Origin of the sequence: Aggregicoccus sp. 17bor-14 (genome assembly GCF_009659535.1) — a bacterium.
GTDB lineage: Bacteria > Myxococcota > Myxococcia > Myxococcales > Myxococcaceae > Aggregicoccus.
In genome coordinates this window covers 236,280-249,970 of record NZ_VJZZ01000009.1, presented here as the reverse complement: position 1 = coordinate 249,970, position 13,691 = coordinate 236,280, and the positions used below count along the sequence as shown (strand labels likewise).

At 73.3% G+C, this 13,691-nt stretch carries 11 protein-coding genes; 3 read left to right on the top strand and 8 right to left on the bottom strand.

Annotation, left to right across the window (positions count from 1 at the left end):
* Nucleotide 1 precedes the first annotated feature (1 nt).
* The 3 genes from panC to FGE12_RS18850 form a co-directional block, all read right to left on the bottom strand.
* Nucleotides 2–862 (bottom strand): pantoate--beta-alanine ligase, encoded by an 861-nt coding sequence (gene panC, locus FGE12_RS18860; protein WP_153867866.1) that lies wholly within the window; start codon nucleotides 860–862, stop codon nucleotides 2–4.
* A gap of 10 nt (nucleotides 863–872) precedes the next feature.
* The gene (panB, locus tag FGE12_RS18855; RefSeq protein WP_153867948.1) at nucleotides 873–1,817 is read right to left on the bottom strand and encodes a 3-methyl-2-oxobutanoate hydroxymethyltransferase; all 945 of its coding nucleotides are present in this window, start codon (nucleotides 1,815–1,817) and stop codon (nucleotides 873–875) included.
* Between the two features lie 252 nt (nucleotides 1,818–2,069).
* The gene (locus FGE12_RS18850; protein ID WP_153867865.1) at nucleotides 2,070–2,753 is read right to left on the bottom strand and encodes a deoxynucleoside kinase; all 684 of its coding nucleotides are present in this window, start codon (nucleotides 2,751–2,753) and stop codon (nucleotides 2,070–2,072) included.
* Nucleotides 2,754–3,009: 256 nt separating this feature from the next.
* Between FGE12_RS18850 and FGE12_RS18845 the strand changes: the two genes are divergently transcribed.
* Complete coding sequence (locus FGE12_RS18845; protein WP_153867864.1) at nucleotides 3,010–3,333, top strand: hypothetical protein; 324 nt, start codon at nucleotides 3,010–3,012, stop codon at nucleotides 3,331–3,333.
* 19 nt (nucleotides 3,334–3,352) lie between these two features.
* Here the strand turns inward: FGE12_RS18845 and rsmA are convergent, their stop codons facing one another.
* The 5 genes from rsmA to FGE12_RS18820 all read right to left on the bottom strand — a co-directional run bounded on the left by rsmA (nucleotide 3,353) and on the right by FGE12_RS18820 (nucleotide 12,445).
* On the bottom strand, nucleotides 3,353–4,258 hold the full coding sequence (gene rsmA, locus FGE12_RS18840; protein WP_194798047.1) for a 16S rRNA (adenine(1518)-N(6)/adenine(1519)-N(6))-dimethyltransferase RsmA: 906 nt from the start codon (nucleotides 4,256–4,258) through the stop codon (nucleotides 3,353–3,355).
* Between the two features lie 10 nt (nucleotides 4,259–4,268).
* Nucleotides 4,269–5,267: a tRNA (adenosine(37)-N6)-threonylcarbamoyltransferase complex transferase subunit TsaD gene (tsaD, locus tag FGE12_RS18835; protein ID WP_194798046.1), complete on the bottom strand. Its 999-nt coding sequence runs from the start codon at nucleotides 5,265–5,267 to the stop codon at nucleotides 4,269–4,271.
* A 25-nt stretch (nucleotides 5,268–5,292) separates the two neighbouring features.
* Complete coding sequence (locus tag FGE12_RS18830) at nucleotides 5,293–7,956, bottom strand: response regulator (protein WP_194798045.1); 2,664 nt, start codon at nucleotides 7,954–7,956, stop codon at nucleotides 5,293–5,295.
* Between the two features lie 147 nt (nucleotides 7,957–8,103).
* Nucleotides 8,104–11,916, bottom strand: coding sequence for a J domain-containing protein (locus FGE12_RS30050; protein ID WP_194798044.1), 3,813 nt, complete (start codon nucleotides 11,914–11,916; stop codon nucleotides 8,104–8,106).
* A 34-nt stretch (nucleotides 11,917–11,950) separates the two neighbouring features.
* Nucleotides 11,951–12,445, bottom strand: coding sequence for a tRNA (cytidine(34)-2'-O)-methyltransferase (locus tag FGE12_RS18820; protein WP_153867863.1), 495 nt, complete (start codon nucleotides 12,443–12,445; stop codon nucleotides 11,951–11,953).
* Nucleotides 12,446–12,461: 16 nt separating this feature from the next.
* On the opposite strand from FGE12_RS18820, the gene FGE12_RS18815 reads away from it, so the two are divergent.
* Both FGE12_RS18815 and FGE12_RS18810 read left to right on the top strand, forming a co-directional pair.
* A complete protein-coding gene (locus FGE12_RS18815) occupies nucleotides 12,462–12,818 on the top strand; it encodes a DUF192 domain-containing protein (protein WP_153867862.1) in 357 nt (118 codons plus the stop codon).
* A 104-nt stretch (nucleotides 12,819–12,922) separates the two neighbouring features.
* Nucleotides 12,923–13,687 (top strand): Stp1/IreP family PP2C-type Ser/Thr phosphatase, encoded by a 765-nt coding sequence (locus FGE12_RS18810; protein WP_153867861.1) that lies wholly within the window; start codon nucleotides 12,923–12,925, stop codon nucleotides 13,685–13,687.
* The last annotated feature ends 4 nt before the right edge of the window (nucleotides 13,688–13,691 follow it).

The window sequence follows — 13,691 nt, the reverse complement described above, 5'->3', positions numbered from 1 at the left end:
TCTACCCCTGCAGCGGGCCGTTGTCGATGAGGCGCGTGGTGCCGGCGAACGCGGCCACCAGCAGGCGCGCCCTCTGCCCCGGGGCCACCTGCTCGAGCGGGCGCAGCAGCTCGGGGTCCACGAGGTCCACGTAGTCCTCGCGCAGCTCGGCGGCCCGCAGCTCCTGGCGCACCGCGCCCGTGAGCGCCTGCGCGCTGCGCTCGCCGCGCGCGAGCAGGGCCGCCGCCGCCTTGAGCCCCCGCGAGAGCGAGAGCGCGCGCTCGCGCTCGGCGGGCGAGAGGTAGGCGTTGCGGCTGCTGAGCGCGAGCCCGTCGGGCTCGCGGATGGTGGGCATCCCCACGATGTCCACGCCCAGGTGCAGGTCCCGGTTGAGCGCGCGGATGACCTGCAGCTGCTGGAAGTCCTTCTCGCCGAACAGCGCCACCTCCGGCCGGAACAGTGCGAGCAGCTGGGTGACGATGGTGGCCACGCCGCGGAAGTGCCCGGGGCGGCGCTCGCCGCACAGCCCCTGGCTCACCCCCTCCACCTCCACGTAGGTCTGGTAGCCGGCCGGGTACATCGCGCCCGGCTCGGGGGCGAAGACGGCCTCCACGCCCGCGGAGGCGCACTTGGCCAGGTCCCCCTCGAGGTCGCGCGGGTAGCGGGCGAGGTCCTCGCGGGGGCCGAACTGCGTGGGGTTCACGAAGATGGAGGCCGCCACCACGTCCGCGCGCGCGCGGCCCTCGCGCATGAGCGAGAGGTGCCCGTCGTGCAGGAAGCCCATGGTGGGCACCAGCGCGAGCCTGCGCCCGGAGGCGCGCAGGGAGCGGGTGAAGGCGTGGACGTCCTCGAGGGAGCGCAGCAGCGTGGGGGCGGCAGCCATGGAGTCCGTCCTAGACCGGCACGCCGTAGACGGGGCCGATCTTCAGCTCGCCCCCGTCCGCAGTGTCCGCCGTGAGGGCGACGTTGGCCACGGTCGTGGCGGTGGGCGCCTGGGTGCCCGCGGCGACCGGCTCGGGCGCCGGCGCGGGCACGGCCTCGGCGTTGGAGGCCACGAGCCGGATGGTCTTGCTCTTGAACGAGTGCTCCTCGTCCGGGAAGACGCCCTCGCGCACCTCCGAGAAGAAGGCGCGGGTGGCCTCGGAGATGTTGCCGTGCAGGTCCGTGTAGCGCTTCACGAACTTGGGCTTGAAGTCCGGGTTCATCCCCAGCAGGTCGTAGCAGACCAGCACCTGGCCATCGCAGTGCTTGCCGGCGCCGATTCCAATCGTCGGGATGCTCAGGCGCGCGGTGATCTGCTTCGCGAGCTCCAGCGGCACGCCCTCGAGCACCAGCGCGTAGCAGCCCGCGCGCTCGAGCGCGAGCGCGTCCTGGAGGATCTTCTGCGCCTGCTCCTCCTCGCGCCCCTGCACCACGTAGCCGCCCATCTTGTGCACGCTCTGCGGCGTGAGGCCCAGGTGGCCCATGACGGGGATGCTCGCGCGGGTGATGGCCGCGACCGTGGCGGCGAACTCCTCGCCGCCCTCGAGCTTCACCGCGCCCACGCCGCCCTCGGCCACGAGCCGGCCCGCGTTGCGCACTGCCTCCTCCACCGAGACCTGGTAGCTCATGAAGGGCATGTCGCCGACCACGTGCGCGCGCCGCGCCCCGCGCATCACGGCCTGGCAGTGGTAGACCATCTGGTCCATGGTCACCGGGAGCGTGGAGTCTCGCCCCTGGAACACCATGCCCAGGCTGTCTCCCACGAGCAGCACGTCCGCGCCGGCATCGTCGAGGATGCGGGCAAAGGTGGCGTCGTAGGCCGTGACCATGCAGACCTTCTGCGAGGCCTGCTTCATCCGCTTCAGCGTGTGGATGGTGACCTTGTCCTTCACGGTTCACCTCCTGTGTGGACTGCGGGTGGGTGCTGCGCGCCCCTCCGCCCGGTCGCCCGCTCGCCGTCCCCCGGGGGGGCTCGCCGGAGGGTGCCGGGTGGGAGGCGCCAGGACCATAACGCGCCCCCGGCCGATGTGGAGCCCTTCCGCACGGAGACGCACGCACGGCTGGACACTTGACCGTCCCGGGCCGCCCCGGGCTCCGGACTTCCCGGGCTAGGGACGCTGGCGGCCCGCCGGCAGGTAGTGCTGGGTGCCGTGGCGGGTCTTGCGCACCATGGCGAGCAGCCCCTCCAGGTCCTCGGGGTTGTTCACGAAGTCGATGTCCGAGGTGTTCACCACCAGCAGGGGCGTCTCGCTGTAGTGGAAGAAGAAGTCGTTGTACGCGCGCGTGAGGCGCTCGAGGTAGCCCGGGTCGATGCGGCGCTCGAAGTCGCGGCCGCGCTTCTTGATGCGGCTCTGCAGCACGTCCAGGCGCGCCTGCAGGTAGATGACCAGGTCCGGCTTCGTCACGCGCGGCCCCAGCGCCTCGAACACCCGCTCGTAGAGCGCGAGCTCGTCCTCGCTCAGGTTGAGCGTGGCGAAGATGCGGTCCTTGGCGAAGAGGTAGTCGCTCACCGTGAGCGAGCGGAACAGGTCCTGCTGGAACAGGTCCTGCTGCTGGCGGAAGCGGCTGAGCAGGAAGAAGAGCTGCGTCTGGAACGCGTACTTCTCCTTGTCCGCGTAGAAGCTGGAGAGGAACGGGTTCTCCTCCACCACCTCCAGCACCTTCCGGCCGCCGGAGCGCTCCGCGAGGATGTTCACGAGGCTGGTCTTGCCCACCCCGATGACGCCCTCGACCACGATGTAGCGCGGGTCGCTGCGCGGGTCGTTCCGGGAGTCGTTCTGCCGCGGTTCCATGGCCTGCCCTTCCCTCCGAGAACGTGCGCCGGGGCCGATTTTCCGGCCCCGCAGCGCGCGCCGAGCACCTAACCACGCGCGGCGCGGCGCGGGCAATTCGCGCGAAAAAACGCGAGCGGTTCCAGGCGCTTGGGGCGCGAGCCCGCGCGCGAGCACGGCCGTTGACGCGGCCGTGGCGCTTCACCTACCTTGCGCACCGCCGTTCGACACCAAGCGACACCCTGCAACAGGGATGGTTGGGGAGGCTACGGGGCGCATGAGCCGAGGGCAGCGGGTGAAGGCGGCGGTGGTGCACCTCCAGGAGCGCAGCGCGGAGGCACGCGTGCGCCAGGACGCGGACGGCCGCGCGGTCGGAGCGCCTGCGGGCCACGAGCCCGCCGAGCCGATCGAGGCGAGCCCCCTGTACGGCGTGGCCCTGCTCAAGGCGGCGATGGAGCTCAAGCGCCAGCCGAACCGGGAGCTGGAGGAGATCCTCTCCGGCGTGCTCGCGCGCATGCGCATCCCGGAGGACGAGTTCCGCCGCTACCTCGCCCAGAACGGCGGGCTGCTGCGCCAGGTGGCCGAGCGCAAGCGCTTCTGAGCGCTCGCGCCGCCCTGCCCTACTCCGCCGCGTCGTCGGCGTCCGGCGCTGCGCCGCCCAGCGGCGTGGTGCCGGACTCGGGCGCGAGCGTGCCCAGGGCCCGCTCGAGCGCGGCGAACTCCTCGGGCGCGAGCGTCTCGGCGCGCCGCGTGGGCTCGAGGCCCGCCTGCGCGAGCGCCTGCGGGAGCAGCTCCGGCGCGACGAGCGTGCGGTCGCTCTTGAGCGAGTTGAGCAGCGTCTTGCGCCGCTGGGCGAAGCCCGCCTTCACCACGCGGATGAAGCGCGTGTCGCTGAGCACCGGGGCGCGCGGCGCGGGCAGGCGCGTGAGCCGCAGCACCGCCGAGTCCACCTTGGGGGGCGGATGGAAGCGCGCGGCCTCCAGCGTGAGCAGGTTCTCCGCCTCGAAGTAGAGCCCGAGCAGCACGCTGAGCAGGCCGTAGTCGCGCCCGCCCGGCTTCGCCGCGAGCCGCACGACGACCTCCTTCTGCAGCGTGAACACCGCGCGCGTCACGCTGCGGCGCTGCTCGAGTACGCGAAAGAGGATGGAGCTGGTGAGGTGGTACGGGAGGTTTCCCGCCACCGCCACCTCGGGCGCGCCGGCCACCTCGGCGAAGTCCACCGTGGCGGCGTTGCCCGCCACCACCTTCACGCCGGGGATGGCCTCCTTCTCCAGCACCGCGACCATGTCCCGGTCGCGCTCCACCGCCGTCACGCGCGCGCCGGTGGCCGCGAGGAAGCGCGTGAGGTGGCCGAGCCCCGGGCCCAGCTCCACCACGGGCTCGTCCTTGCGCAGCAGGAGCGCGTCGCTGATCTGCTCGAGCGCGTCCGGGTCGCCGAGGAAGTTCTGGCCCCAGCTGTGCTTCGCCTGCAGGCCGTGGCGCTTGAGGATGTCTCGGGGGGAGTCGAAGGTGAAGCTGCGGGTCACGGGGCCTTCCTCACATGCGCCAGGCGGGGTCCGCCGCGAGGCGGAAGTCGCCGCGCAGTCCGCGCCGCCACGCCTCGTAGCCGGCGACCGCGATCATCGCGCCGTTGTCCGTGCACAGGCGCACCGGCGGGAGGAACAGCTTCAGGCCCCGCTCCTCGGCGCGCTCCTGGCACAGGCTGCGCAGCCGCGAGTTGGCCGCCACGCCGCCGCACACCACCAGCTGCGTGAGGCCGAGGCGCTTCGCCGCGAGCACGAACTTGCGGCTGAGGCTGTCCGCCACGGCCTCCTGGAAGCTCGCGCACAGGTCCGCGAGCGCCTGGCCCTGCGGCACGCCGTGCTTCTTCACGTGGTGCAGCACCGAGGTCTTCAGCCCGCTGAAGGACCAGTCGAAGTGGTCCGTCTGCGGCAGCGCGCGCGGAAAGCGGATGGCCGTGGGGTCGCCCTTCTGGGCGAGCTGATCGATGGGCAGCCCGCCCGGGTACGGCAGCCCGAGGATGCGCGCCGTCTTGTCGAAGGCCTCGCCGGCCGCGTCGTCGCGGGTGCTGCCCACCAGGCGGTAGCGCCCGTAGGCCTGCACCTCGTAGAGGCTGGTGTGGCCGCCGCTGACCACCATCCCGAGGAAGGGAGGCTCGGGCGCGTCCTCCAGGAGGCGGATGGCCAGCAGGTGGCCCTCGAGGTGGTTCGCGCCCACGAAGGGCTTGCCGGTGGCGAGGCTGAGGCTCTTGGCCACCTGCAGGCCCACCAGCAGCGCGCCGATGAGGCCGGGGCCCGAGGTGACGGCGATGAGGTCCACGTCGTCCAGGCGCTTGCCCGCGCGCGTGAGCGCCTCGTGCAGCACCGGCATCACCTGCACCACGTGGTTGCGGCTGGCGAGCTCCGGCACCACCCCACCCCAGCGCCGGTGGATGTCCACCTGGGTGGACACGACGTCGGAGAGCACGCGCCGGCCGTCCTCTACCAGCGCCGCAGCGGTCTCATCGCAGGAGGTCTCCAGGCCGAGTACGAGCACGGCCTGGGGTTAACACGCCGCCCGGCTAGTTGCCGAGTTCCTTCAGCATCGCTCGCACGTCTGCTGCCGACGAGCCTGCCGGCTCGAGGAGCAGGTACTTGCGGTAGGCCTGCGCCGCCTGCGCGTTCTGCCCGGTGAACTGCAGGCCCATGCCGAGCGCGAGCCAGGCGCGCGCGTTGCCGTCCTCGGCCTTCACCGCCTCCTGCAGCAGGCGCACCGCCTCGCGGTAGCCCGAGTTGCCGGGGTCGCTGTTGACCAGGGCGATGCCCAGGCCGGCCTTGGCATCCATCGAGTCCGGGCGCAGCGCGAGCGCCTTGCGGTAGCTCACCGCGGCGGCCCGGAAGCGCTGCCCGGCGTTCGCGGCCTGCGCGAGCTTCATCAGCTGCGGGTAGTCGGCCTCCCCGCCTGCGCGCGCGGGGGCAGCGGCAGGAGTCTCGGGCGAGGCGACGGGCTGCGTGGGCGCCGGCGCGGTCACCGTGGGCGCCGCGGTGGGCTGCTGCGCCGCTGCACTCGGCGCAGGGGCAGCGGGGGCCGCCGTCGCGGGCGCGGGAGCAGCAGCGACTGCGGGCGCGGTGGCCTCGGGCGCGGCCGCCTGGGGCGCCGTGGCCGGAGGCGGGGCGACCGCCGCAGGCGCCGCCGCGGAGGGCGCCGGCGCCTGGACCTCGGGCGCGGGCGCAGGCGAGGCCGGCCGGCGCACGCCCCACACGACGGCGGCACCGAGCAGCAGCGCGCCGACGGCGAGCCCCACGAAGAGGCCGGTGCGGGAGGGAGGCTCCGCGCTCACGGCGAAGCTCTTCATCGGCGCGGCGGCGGCCACCGGCGTGCCCTGCGCGGGCGTGCCGTGGCCCGGATGGGGCGGGAGCGCGAGCGGGGGCTTGGCAGCCACCGGCTCGGGCGCGGGCACGGGCGCAGCCACGGGCTCGGGCGGCGGAAGCGGCTTCGGCGCGTCGATGGCGGCGCCCCCGAACACGGGCGGGCGCGACGCGGCAGCGGGCTCCACGGAAGCCGGAGCGGCGGCCACGGGAGCGGGAGCGGGAGCGACCGGCGCGGGTGCTGCGGCCACGGGCGTCTCAGACGTCACGCGCGGCGCGGCGGGGGTGGACTGGGAGACCGAGGGCGACCACGACGGCGAGGGGCCCCAGGTGCTCGCGGCGCCCAGGCCATCGGTGTCCACGTGGCTCCAGTCGAGCAGGAGGCTGCGATGCTCCCGGGCCTGCTGGCCGTGCGCGGGCGGCGGCGCGACGAGGAACGCGGAGGCGTCCTCGTCCACGTCCGGCAGCGCCGAGAGCTCCGGGGCGATCTCTGGCAGCTCGGCGGTCGCGGCGCCCTTTGCACTGCGGCGCGGCTGCGCCTCGAAGGCATCCGGTGCGGGCTCGGCACGCTTGGGGCGCGGCGCGAAGAGCACCACGTTCGCGGGCGGCGACGCAGGGGGCGCGGCGGCGGCCGGCGCAGGCAGCGGCACGGCCTGCTCGTCCGGCACGCCCGCGGGCGGCGCGAGCACGCTCTGCAGCGGAGGCTTGGGCGCAGGCGGCGCGACGGGCGCGACGGCGGGCACGGCCGGAAGCTCCGGCTCGGGCGCGCGCACGGCGGCGACGGCCGGCGCGGGCGAGGGCACCGGGATGGGCGCGGGCCCAGGGGCCGGCTGCGGCGAGGGCGCCGGGCCGGGCTCGGGCGTGGGGGTGACGGCGGGCGCGGCGTTGAGCCACACCTCGATGCCGGGCTTGGGCTCGTAGGCCGGGTCCAGCGAGCTGCTGCCCAGCTCGCGGATGAGGCCCTCGAAGTAGAGCTTGCTGATGATGCCGAGCGCGGCGAGGTCCTCGAAGTCCGAGTCCTCCACCACGCGGCTCAGGGCGCGCTTGCCGTCGAAGAGGCGCAAGAGCCCGTTCACCTCGTCGGGGATCTCGGAGAGGCGCTCGGCGAGCTGGCGGTAGTCGATCTCGAAGACGGTCTCGAGCGGCGGCAGCTGCTCGAGCATGCGGCCCCACTCGTCGAGGCGGCGCATGCCCTCCATCAGCAGGCCCTGCGTGGAGACCTCGATGCGGTCCGCGCGCTCGAGGGGGCCGAACTGCACCTCGAACTGGCCCTCGAAGGTGTTGAGCATGCGGTAGAAGGCGTTCTCGCCCTTGAGCCGCCCCAGCTCGGCATCCACCACCCGCCCCTCGCGGAAGTAGATCATGCCCACGCGCTCGCCCTGGATGGCGATGGTGCCCGTCTTGCGGCCGATCTCGAAGGTCTGGACGAGGTCCACCACGCCCATGTCCGCGAGGCTCCCGCTGAAGCCTCCCTTCGTCTCCTTCTTCTCGATCCTCTCCTTCTCCGCCTTCTGGAGGATCATCTTCACGCGGGTGACGATCTCTTTGATGTAGATCGGCTTGGTGAGGTAGTCGTCCCCGCCGAGCTCCAGCCCGCGCACCTTGAACTCGACCGACTTCTGGTTGGTGAGGAAGACGAAGGGGATGAACTTGAAGCGCTCGTCCGTCTTGAGCGCCCGGCACAGCTCGAAGCCGTCCATCTCCGGCATCTTCGTGTCCGCGAGCACGAGATCCGGAGGGCTGATCTGAACCTTCTCGAGTGCGTCCTTGCCGTGGATGGCGGTGGTGACGGAGAAGCCGGCCTTCTTCAGGCTCACCTCCATCACCCGGAGGCTCTTCGCGTCGCCATCGACCAGGAGCAGGTGCTGCTTGGCCACGTGTGCTTACCTTTCGCTGCCGGCGCTACCGAGGAGAAAGCCGGGCGCGAGGAGAGGCGGGATGATCACGTTGCGCGTTGCACGCTGTCAACGGCTGCGGGGGCTCGGGGCCATGACCGGCTCCCTGCCCTGCGGACGGCCCCGCACCTAGCGGAACAGGCCCTTCTTGGGGGCCTTCCCCTTGCGCATCTCGATGAGGCGCAGCTCCTGGTTCGCCTCGAGGTGCTTGGGGTTCGCCTGGACCGCGAGCCGGAAGTGGCGCTCGGCGCGATCCGCGTCGTTCTCGACCCGGGCGATCACCCCCAGCTGGTAGTGCGCGCGGTCACAGGTAGGTTCCGCGCGCACGGCATCCGCCATCATCTGCTTCGCGCGCGGGATCTCGCCCTTGCGCTGGGGGTCCATGTACAGCGCCCAGGCGCGCGCCGCGAGGTACAGCGGCTTGGGGTCCGCCTGGTGCGCGCGGCCGTAGAGCTCCTCGGCCTGGGCGAACTCGCGCTTGCGCAGCAGGGCCTCGCCCCGCTTGAAGAAGTCCGCGGCGGCCTCGGTGGCGTTGGCCGGGGGCTTGGGCGCCGCGGTGGCCTGGGCGCGCGCGAGCTGCTGCAGGTAGGCCTGGCGCTTCGCGTCGTCGTAGAGGACCTCGTAGGCCTCGCGGATGGACTCGAACACCGAGGTCATCTTCGGCGCGAGCGCCGAGAGCGCCGGGGGCAGGCGGTCCGGGTGGAACACCTTGGCGAGCGAGAGGAACGCCGTCTTCACCTGATCGCGGCCTGCCTGGGGCGCGAGCCCGAGCACCGCGAAGTGGTCGCGCGGGCCGCGCAGCGCGGCGAAGCGCTGCTCGATCTGCGCGGCGAGCTTTCCCTCTTCCGCGCTGGGGGCAGTGGCGGCGGTCGCCGGACTGGAGGCGGCGGCAGGCGCTGCGGCCGCCGGCACCGGGGCAGGCGCAGGAGGCTCGCCGGGGCGCGACGGCAGCGCGCCCATGTTCTCCATGGCACGGCGAAGCAGCCGCTGCCGGCGCATCCGCGCCGCGTCTTCCGGATTGTTGGGGTCCCCCACGTCGTCCTCGTCGAACCCCCAGGAGTCCTGCATCCCGGGGTCGTCCAGGGGTGCAGTGTCTCCAGAAACGGTGCCGTTGTCACCCGTCGTCGCCAGCTCGACCTCTGCCTCGACGATGGCCTCGACCGGCAGCACCTCCGCCTCGGCCGTGAGCTGCTCGAAGCCGACGAGCGCCTCGAGGTTCGCGTCCACCTGCTCGAAGACCGCGTCGAACGAGGAGGAGAGGCTCTGCGGCTGACCGCCCCGCGGCTCGGAGACGATGCGCCACAGGTCGTCCTCCCCGGGCGCCTGCGCCGAAGGCCCGAGAAACAGGGGCTGCGGCACCGACGCCGGGACCTGCGTCCACGCGTCCTCGACGTTCGCGGCGGAGGCGCTCGGCGCGTCCGCGGCAGGGAGCTCGGGCTCGGTGGGCAGGGGCTCCGCCTCGAGCACCGGAGGCTCGACGGAGCTCAGGTCCAGCGTCGGGAGCTCCTCTGCAGAGGGCGCAGCAGGCGCGGGGCGCGGCGGAGCCGTGGGGCCATCCGCGAGCCACGCCTCCAGGGGCGAGGAGCCCGCCCCCGCGCGGCGCAGTGCCTCCTGCATGTCGTGCAGCAGGGCGTCCTGCGCACGCTGGCGCGCATCGCGCAGGGCCTGCGTCTCCTGGGCCGCCTGCACGGGCGCGATCGCATCGCCCCACGAGCCCGTCAGGACGTCGTCGTCGGCCGTGAGCAGCTCCGTGACCGGGAGGATCTCCGGCTCCGACTGCGCGGTGACCGGGGCACCTGCGTCCACGGGGAACAGCGTCGGAGGCGGGGTGCGACGCGGCGCCGGCACGCTGCGCCTGCGCTGCTCCTCCTGGTGTTGCTCCCAGTCGAGGCGCAGCTGCGCGAGCCGCGCAGCCTCTGCGTCGCGCTCCGCGGCCTCCCGGCGGGCGTGCTCGGCCTCGAGCGCCGCCTGCACGCGCTGGGTCTCCTCCGCCTGGCGCAGCGCCTCGGCGTGGCGCGCGGCCTCCTGGGCACGCACCGCTTCTGCGAGCCGCGCCTGCTCCGCGGCGAGGGCCGCCTCGGCAGCGCGCGCCTCCTCGGCGAGGCGCACCTGCTCTGCGAGGAAGGCCTCCTCCGCGAGGCGAGCCGCTTCGGCCTGACGGGCCTCCTCGGCGAGTCGAGCCTCCTCCGCGAAGCGGGCCTCTTCGGCGAGCTGTGCCTCGCGAGCGAGGCGGGCCTCTTCGGCCAGACGCGCCTGCGCTGCGAGGTGCGCCTCGTGGGCGAGACGCGCCTCTTCGGCGAGGCGGGCCTCTTCTGCGAGCCGTGCAGCCTCGGCCCGGCGCGCCTCGTCTGCGAGGCGGGCCTCTTCGGCCAGGCGCGCCGCTTCCGCTGCGCGGGCCTCCTCGGCCTTGCGAGCGAGCTCCGCGAGGCGGGCCTCTTCGGCGAAACGCGCCTGCTCGGCCTGGAGCGCCTCCTCGGCCCGACGCGCCAGCTCGGCGGCGTAACGCTCCGCGGCCTCACGGGCTGCCGCGGCAATCCGCGCTTCCTCTGCGGCCTGCGCTTCCGCCGCGAGACGCTCGCGCTCGCGACGCGCTGCTTCCTCGGCGAGACGGAGCGCCTCGGCGGCGCGGGCCTCCTTCTCAAGCCGGCGCTCCTCCTCGGCGAGACGCTGCGCCTCGGCCACGCGAGCGGCCTCCGCAACGCGCTCCGCTTCGGCCACGCGCTCGGCCTCGAGCCGTGCCGCTTCGGCGCGCAGCTGCTCTTCGATCCGAGCCGCCTCCGCGGCACGAGCCAGCTCGGCAAGGCGCGCCTCTTCCGCTGCGCGCGCCTCCTCGGCCAGGCGCGCCGCTTCCGCAACGCGCGCCTCCTCTGCCCGTCGCGCCTCTTCGGCGAGGCGGGCCTCCTCCGCGAGACGAGACTCCTCGGCCAGTCGCAGTTCCTCAGCAAGCCGCGCGGCTTCTGCCAGGCGAGCCTCTTCGGCGACACGCGCCTCTTCGGCCCGGCGTGCCTCCTCAGCGAGTCGCGCCTGCTCGGCACGCAGCGCCTCTTCGGCGCGCCGCGCCTCCTCTGCACGGCGGAGCTCCTCGGCCCGGCGCGCCTCCTCCGCTGCGCGGAGCTCTTCGGCGACGCGAGCCTCCTCCGCGAGCCGCGCCTCTTCGGCGAGGCGCGCTTCCTCGGCGAGACGAGCCTCCTCAGCGAGTCGGCGCTCCTCTGTAAGCCGGGCCTCCTCCGCGAGACGAAGCTCTTCCGCGAGGCGTGCCTCTTCGGCGAGCCGCGCCTGCTCCTGGCGCTCCAGCTCCGCGCGCCGCTCGGCCTCGCGCGCCTCCCACGCGTCCACGGTGAGGGACTCGACGCAGCCCTCGCGCTCGAGCAACGCCAGCAGTGCCGCGAACTCGGCCGCGAGCGGCTCGATGCGCCGGAACTCGGTGAGCTCTGCGAGGGCGCTGCGCTCGCCCGCGTCGTGGAGCCACGGGCTGCAGCGCTCGACGTCCGCGCAGCGGTACACGCGCTGCACCACGCCGGGCGGAGCATCCAGCGCCGCCCGCACCACGCGGGTGCTCGCGATGGGGGCGAAGGCGCCCTGCACCGCGCCCGCCTCGAACTGCGCGCTCTCGGCGAGCTGGCTCAGCCGGCGCACCTGCGCGAGCGCCTGGGCATGGGTGAGCTCCTCCGCGGACAGCCCGAGCTCCTCGAGCAGCTCCTCGTCCACGCTCCCCGCGCTGCCGCGGGCCCACAGCGCATCCAGCTGCGCGGGGCTCAGGCGGCCGGACTGCAGCAGCGCCTGCGCCGCGGACTGGTGGCCGAAGCCGAGCTGCGCGCCGACGAGGTCGCCCTCGCGCACGAGCAGCCGCGCCTCCCGGCTCCCGGCGCGCAGGGTGAGCGCCCCCGTGGCCCGGTTCCGGTGGACGGCGTACAGCGCTTCGGCGACCTGCGAGGAGGACATGGACCGCCGCAGTGTAGTGCCTCCTGCCCTTCTCTCAACTTGTGGGGTCTGCCTGCCTGCTCAGCTGCACCTGGCGCAGGGCCTCGTAGGTGGCGATGCCTACCGAGGTGGACAGGTTGAGGCTGCGGCGCTCCGGGAGCATCGGGATGGTCAGGGCTTCACCCACACCCGACTGCATGACCTCGGGGGGCAGCCCGGTGGTCTCGGCGCCGAAGACGAGGTGGTCGCCGGGACTGAAGCGCGCGGCGTAGAGCGAGGTGCTCGCGCGCGCGGAGAAGAGCCAGCGGCGGGCCTGCGGGAACGCGGCGACGTAGGCGTCGAACGAGGGGTAGAGCGCGAGGAACACCTTGTCCCAGTAGTCGAGCCCGGCGCGCTTCAGGTCGCGGTCCGCGATGGAGAAGCCGAGCGGCTCCACGAGGATGAGGCGGCAGCCGGTGACGGCGCACAGGCGCGCCACGTTGCCGGTGTTGGGCGGAATCTGCGGGGCCACCAGCACGAGGTGGAAGGGCTGCGCGAGGGGCTCGAGCATGGGCTAGAAGGCAGGCATGCGCCTGAAGGTGAGGAACGTCACGCGGGACCGCATCCTGGCAGATCGCGCCCTGCGCGCCTCGTCCTTCCTGAAGCGGCTGGTGGGACTGCTCGGCCGCGCGAGCCTGCCCATGGGCGAGGGCCTGCTCATCGAGCCCTGCGGCTCCATCCACACCTTCTTCATGCGCATGGCCATCGACGTGGCCTTCCTCGACGCCGACGGGGTCGTGGTGCGGCAGGTGGGCGCCCTGCCCCCCTGGCGCGCGGCCTCGGGGCCTCGCCGGGCGCGCTCCGTGCTGGAGCTGCCCGCGGGCACGCTCGCGGCGAGCGGGACCTGCGAGGGTGACCGGTTGCGCTTCGAGAAGGTCGACTGAGGCGCGAGTTGCGGTTACGGGAGCTTTGACCCGTTTCTTTCCGCTTTGTTAACCTCGCCCGCTTCCGGGCGAGGCTGCCCCCATCCCTCTTGGGTCTCACGAGCATGCGCATCGAGGTCGCCGGCAGCACCCACGTCGGGATGAAGCGGAGCCACAACGAGGACAACTTCCTCGTGCTGCCGGACGAGCGGCTCTTCTGCGTGGCGGACGGGATGGGCGGCCACTCCTCCGGAGAGATCGCCTCGAAGATCGCCGTGGACGAGATGGCGGAGTTCTTCCGCCTCACCGCGGGGGACCAGGACGTGACCTGGCCCTTCAAGATGGAGAAGAGCCGCAACTACGACGAGAACCGGCTCGCCACGGGCATCAAGCTCGCCAACGCGCGCATCTACGAGCGCTCCAGCACCGAGGCCCGCTACAAGGGCATGGGCACCACGCTGGTGAGCGTGCACTTCACGCCGGCCGCCGTGTACGTGGGCCACGTGGGCGACAGCCGCGTGTACCTCTTCCGCGCGGGCCAGCTCTCGCAGCTCACCGAGGACCACTCGCTGCTCAACGACTACCTGAAGGCGAAGAAGCTCACGCCGCAGGAGATCGAGAGCTTTCCCCACAAGAACGTGATCGTGCGCGCCCTGGGGATGAAGGACACCGTGCAGGTGGACGTGGCCCGCGTGGAGCCGCGCGAGGGCGACACCTTCCTGCTCTGCTCGGACGGGCTCAGCGGCATGGTGAGCGACGCGGAGATCCAGTCCACCCTGCAGCGGGTGGCGGACCTCGAGAAGGCGTGCGAGCAGCTCATCGAGAAGGCGAACGCCGCCGGCGGCACCGACAACATCACCTGCGTGCTGGCGCGCTACCGGGCGCAGTAGGCCC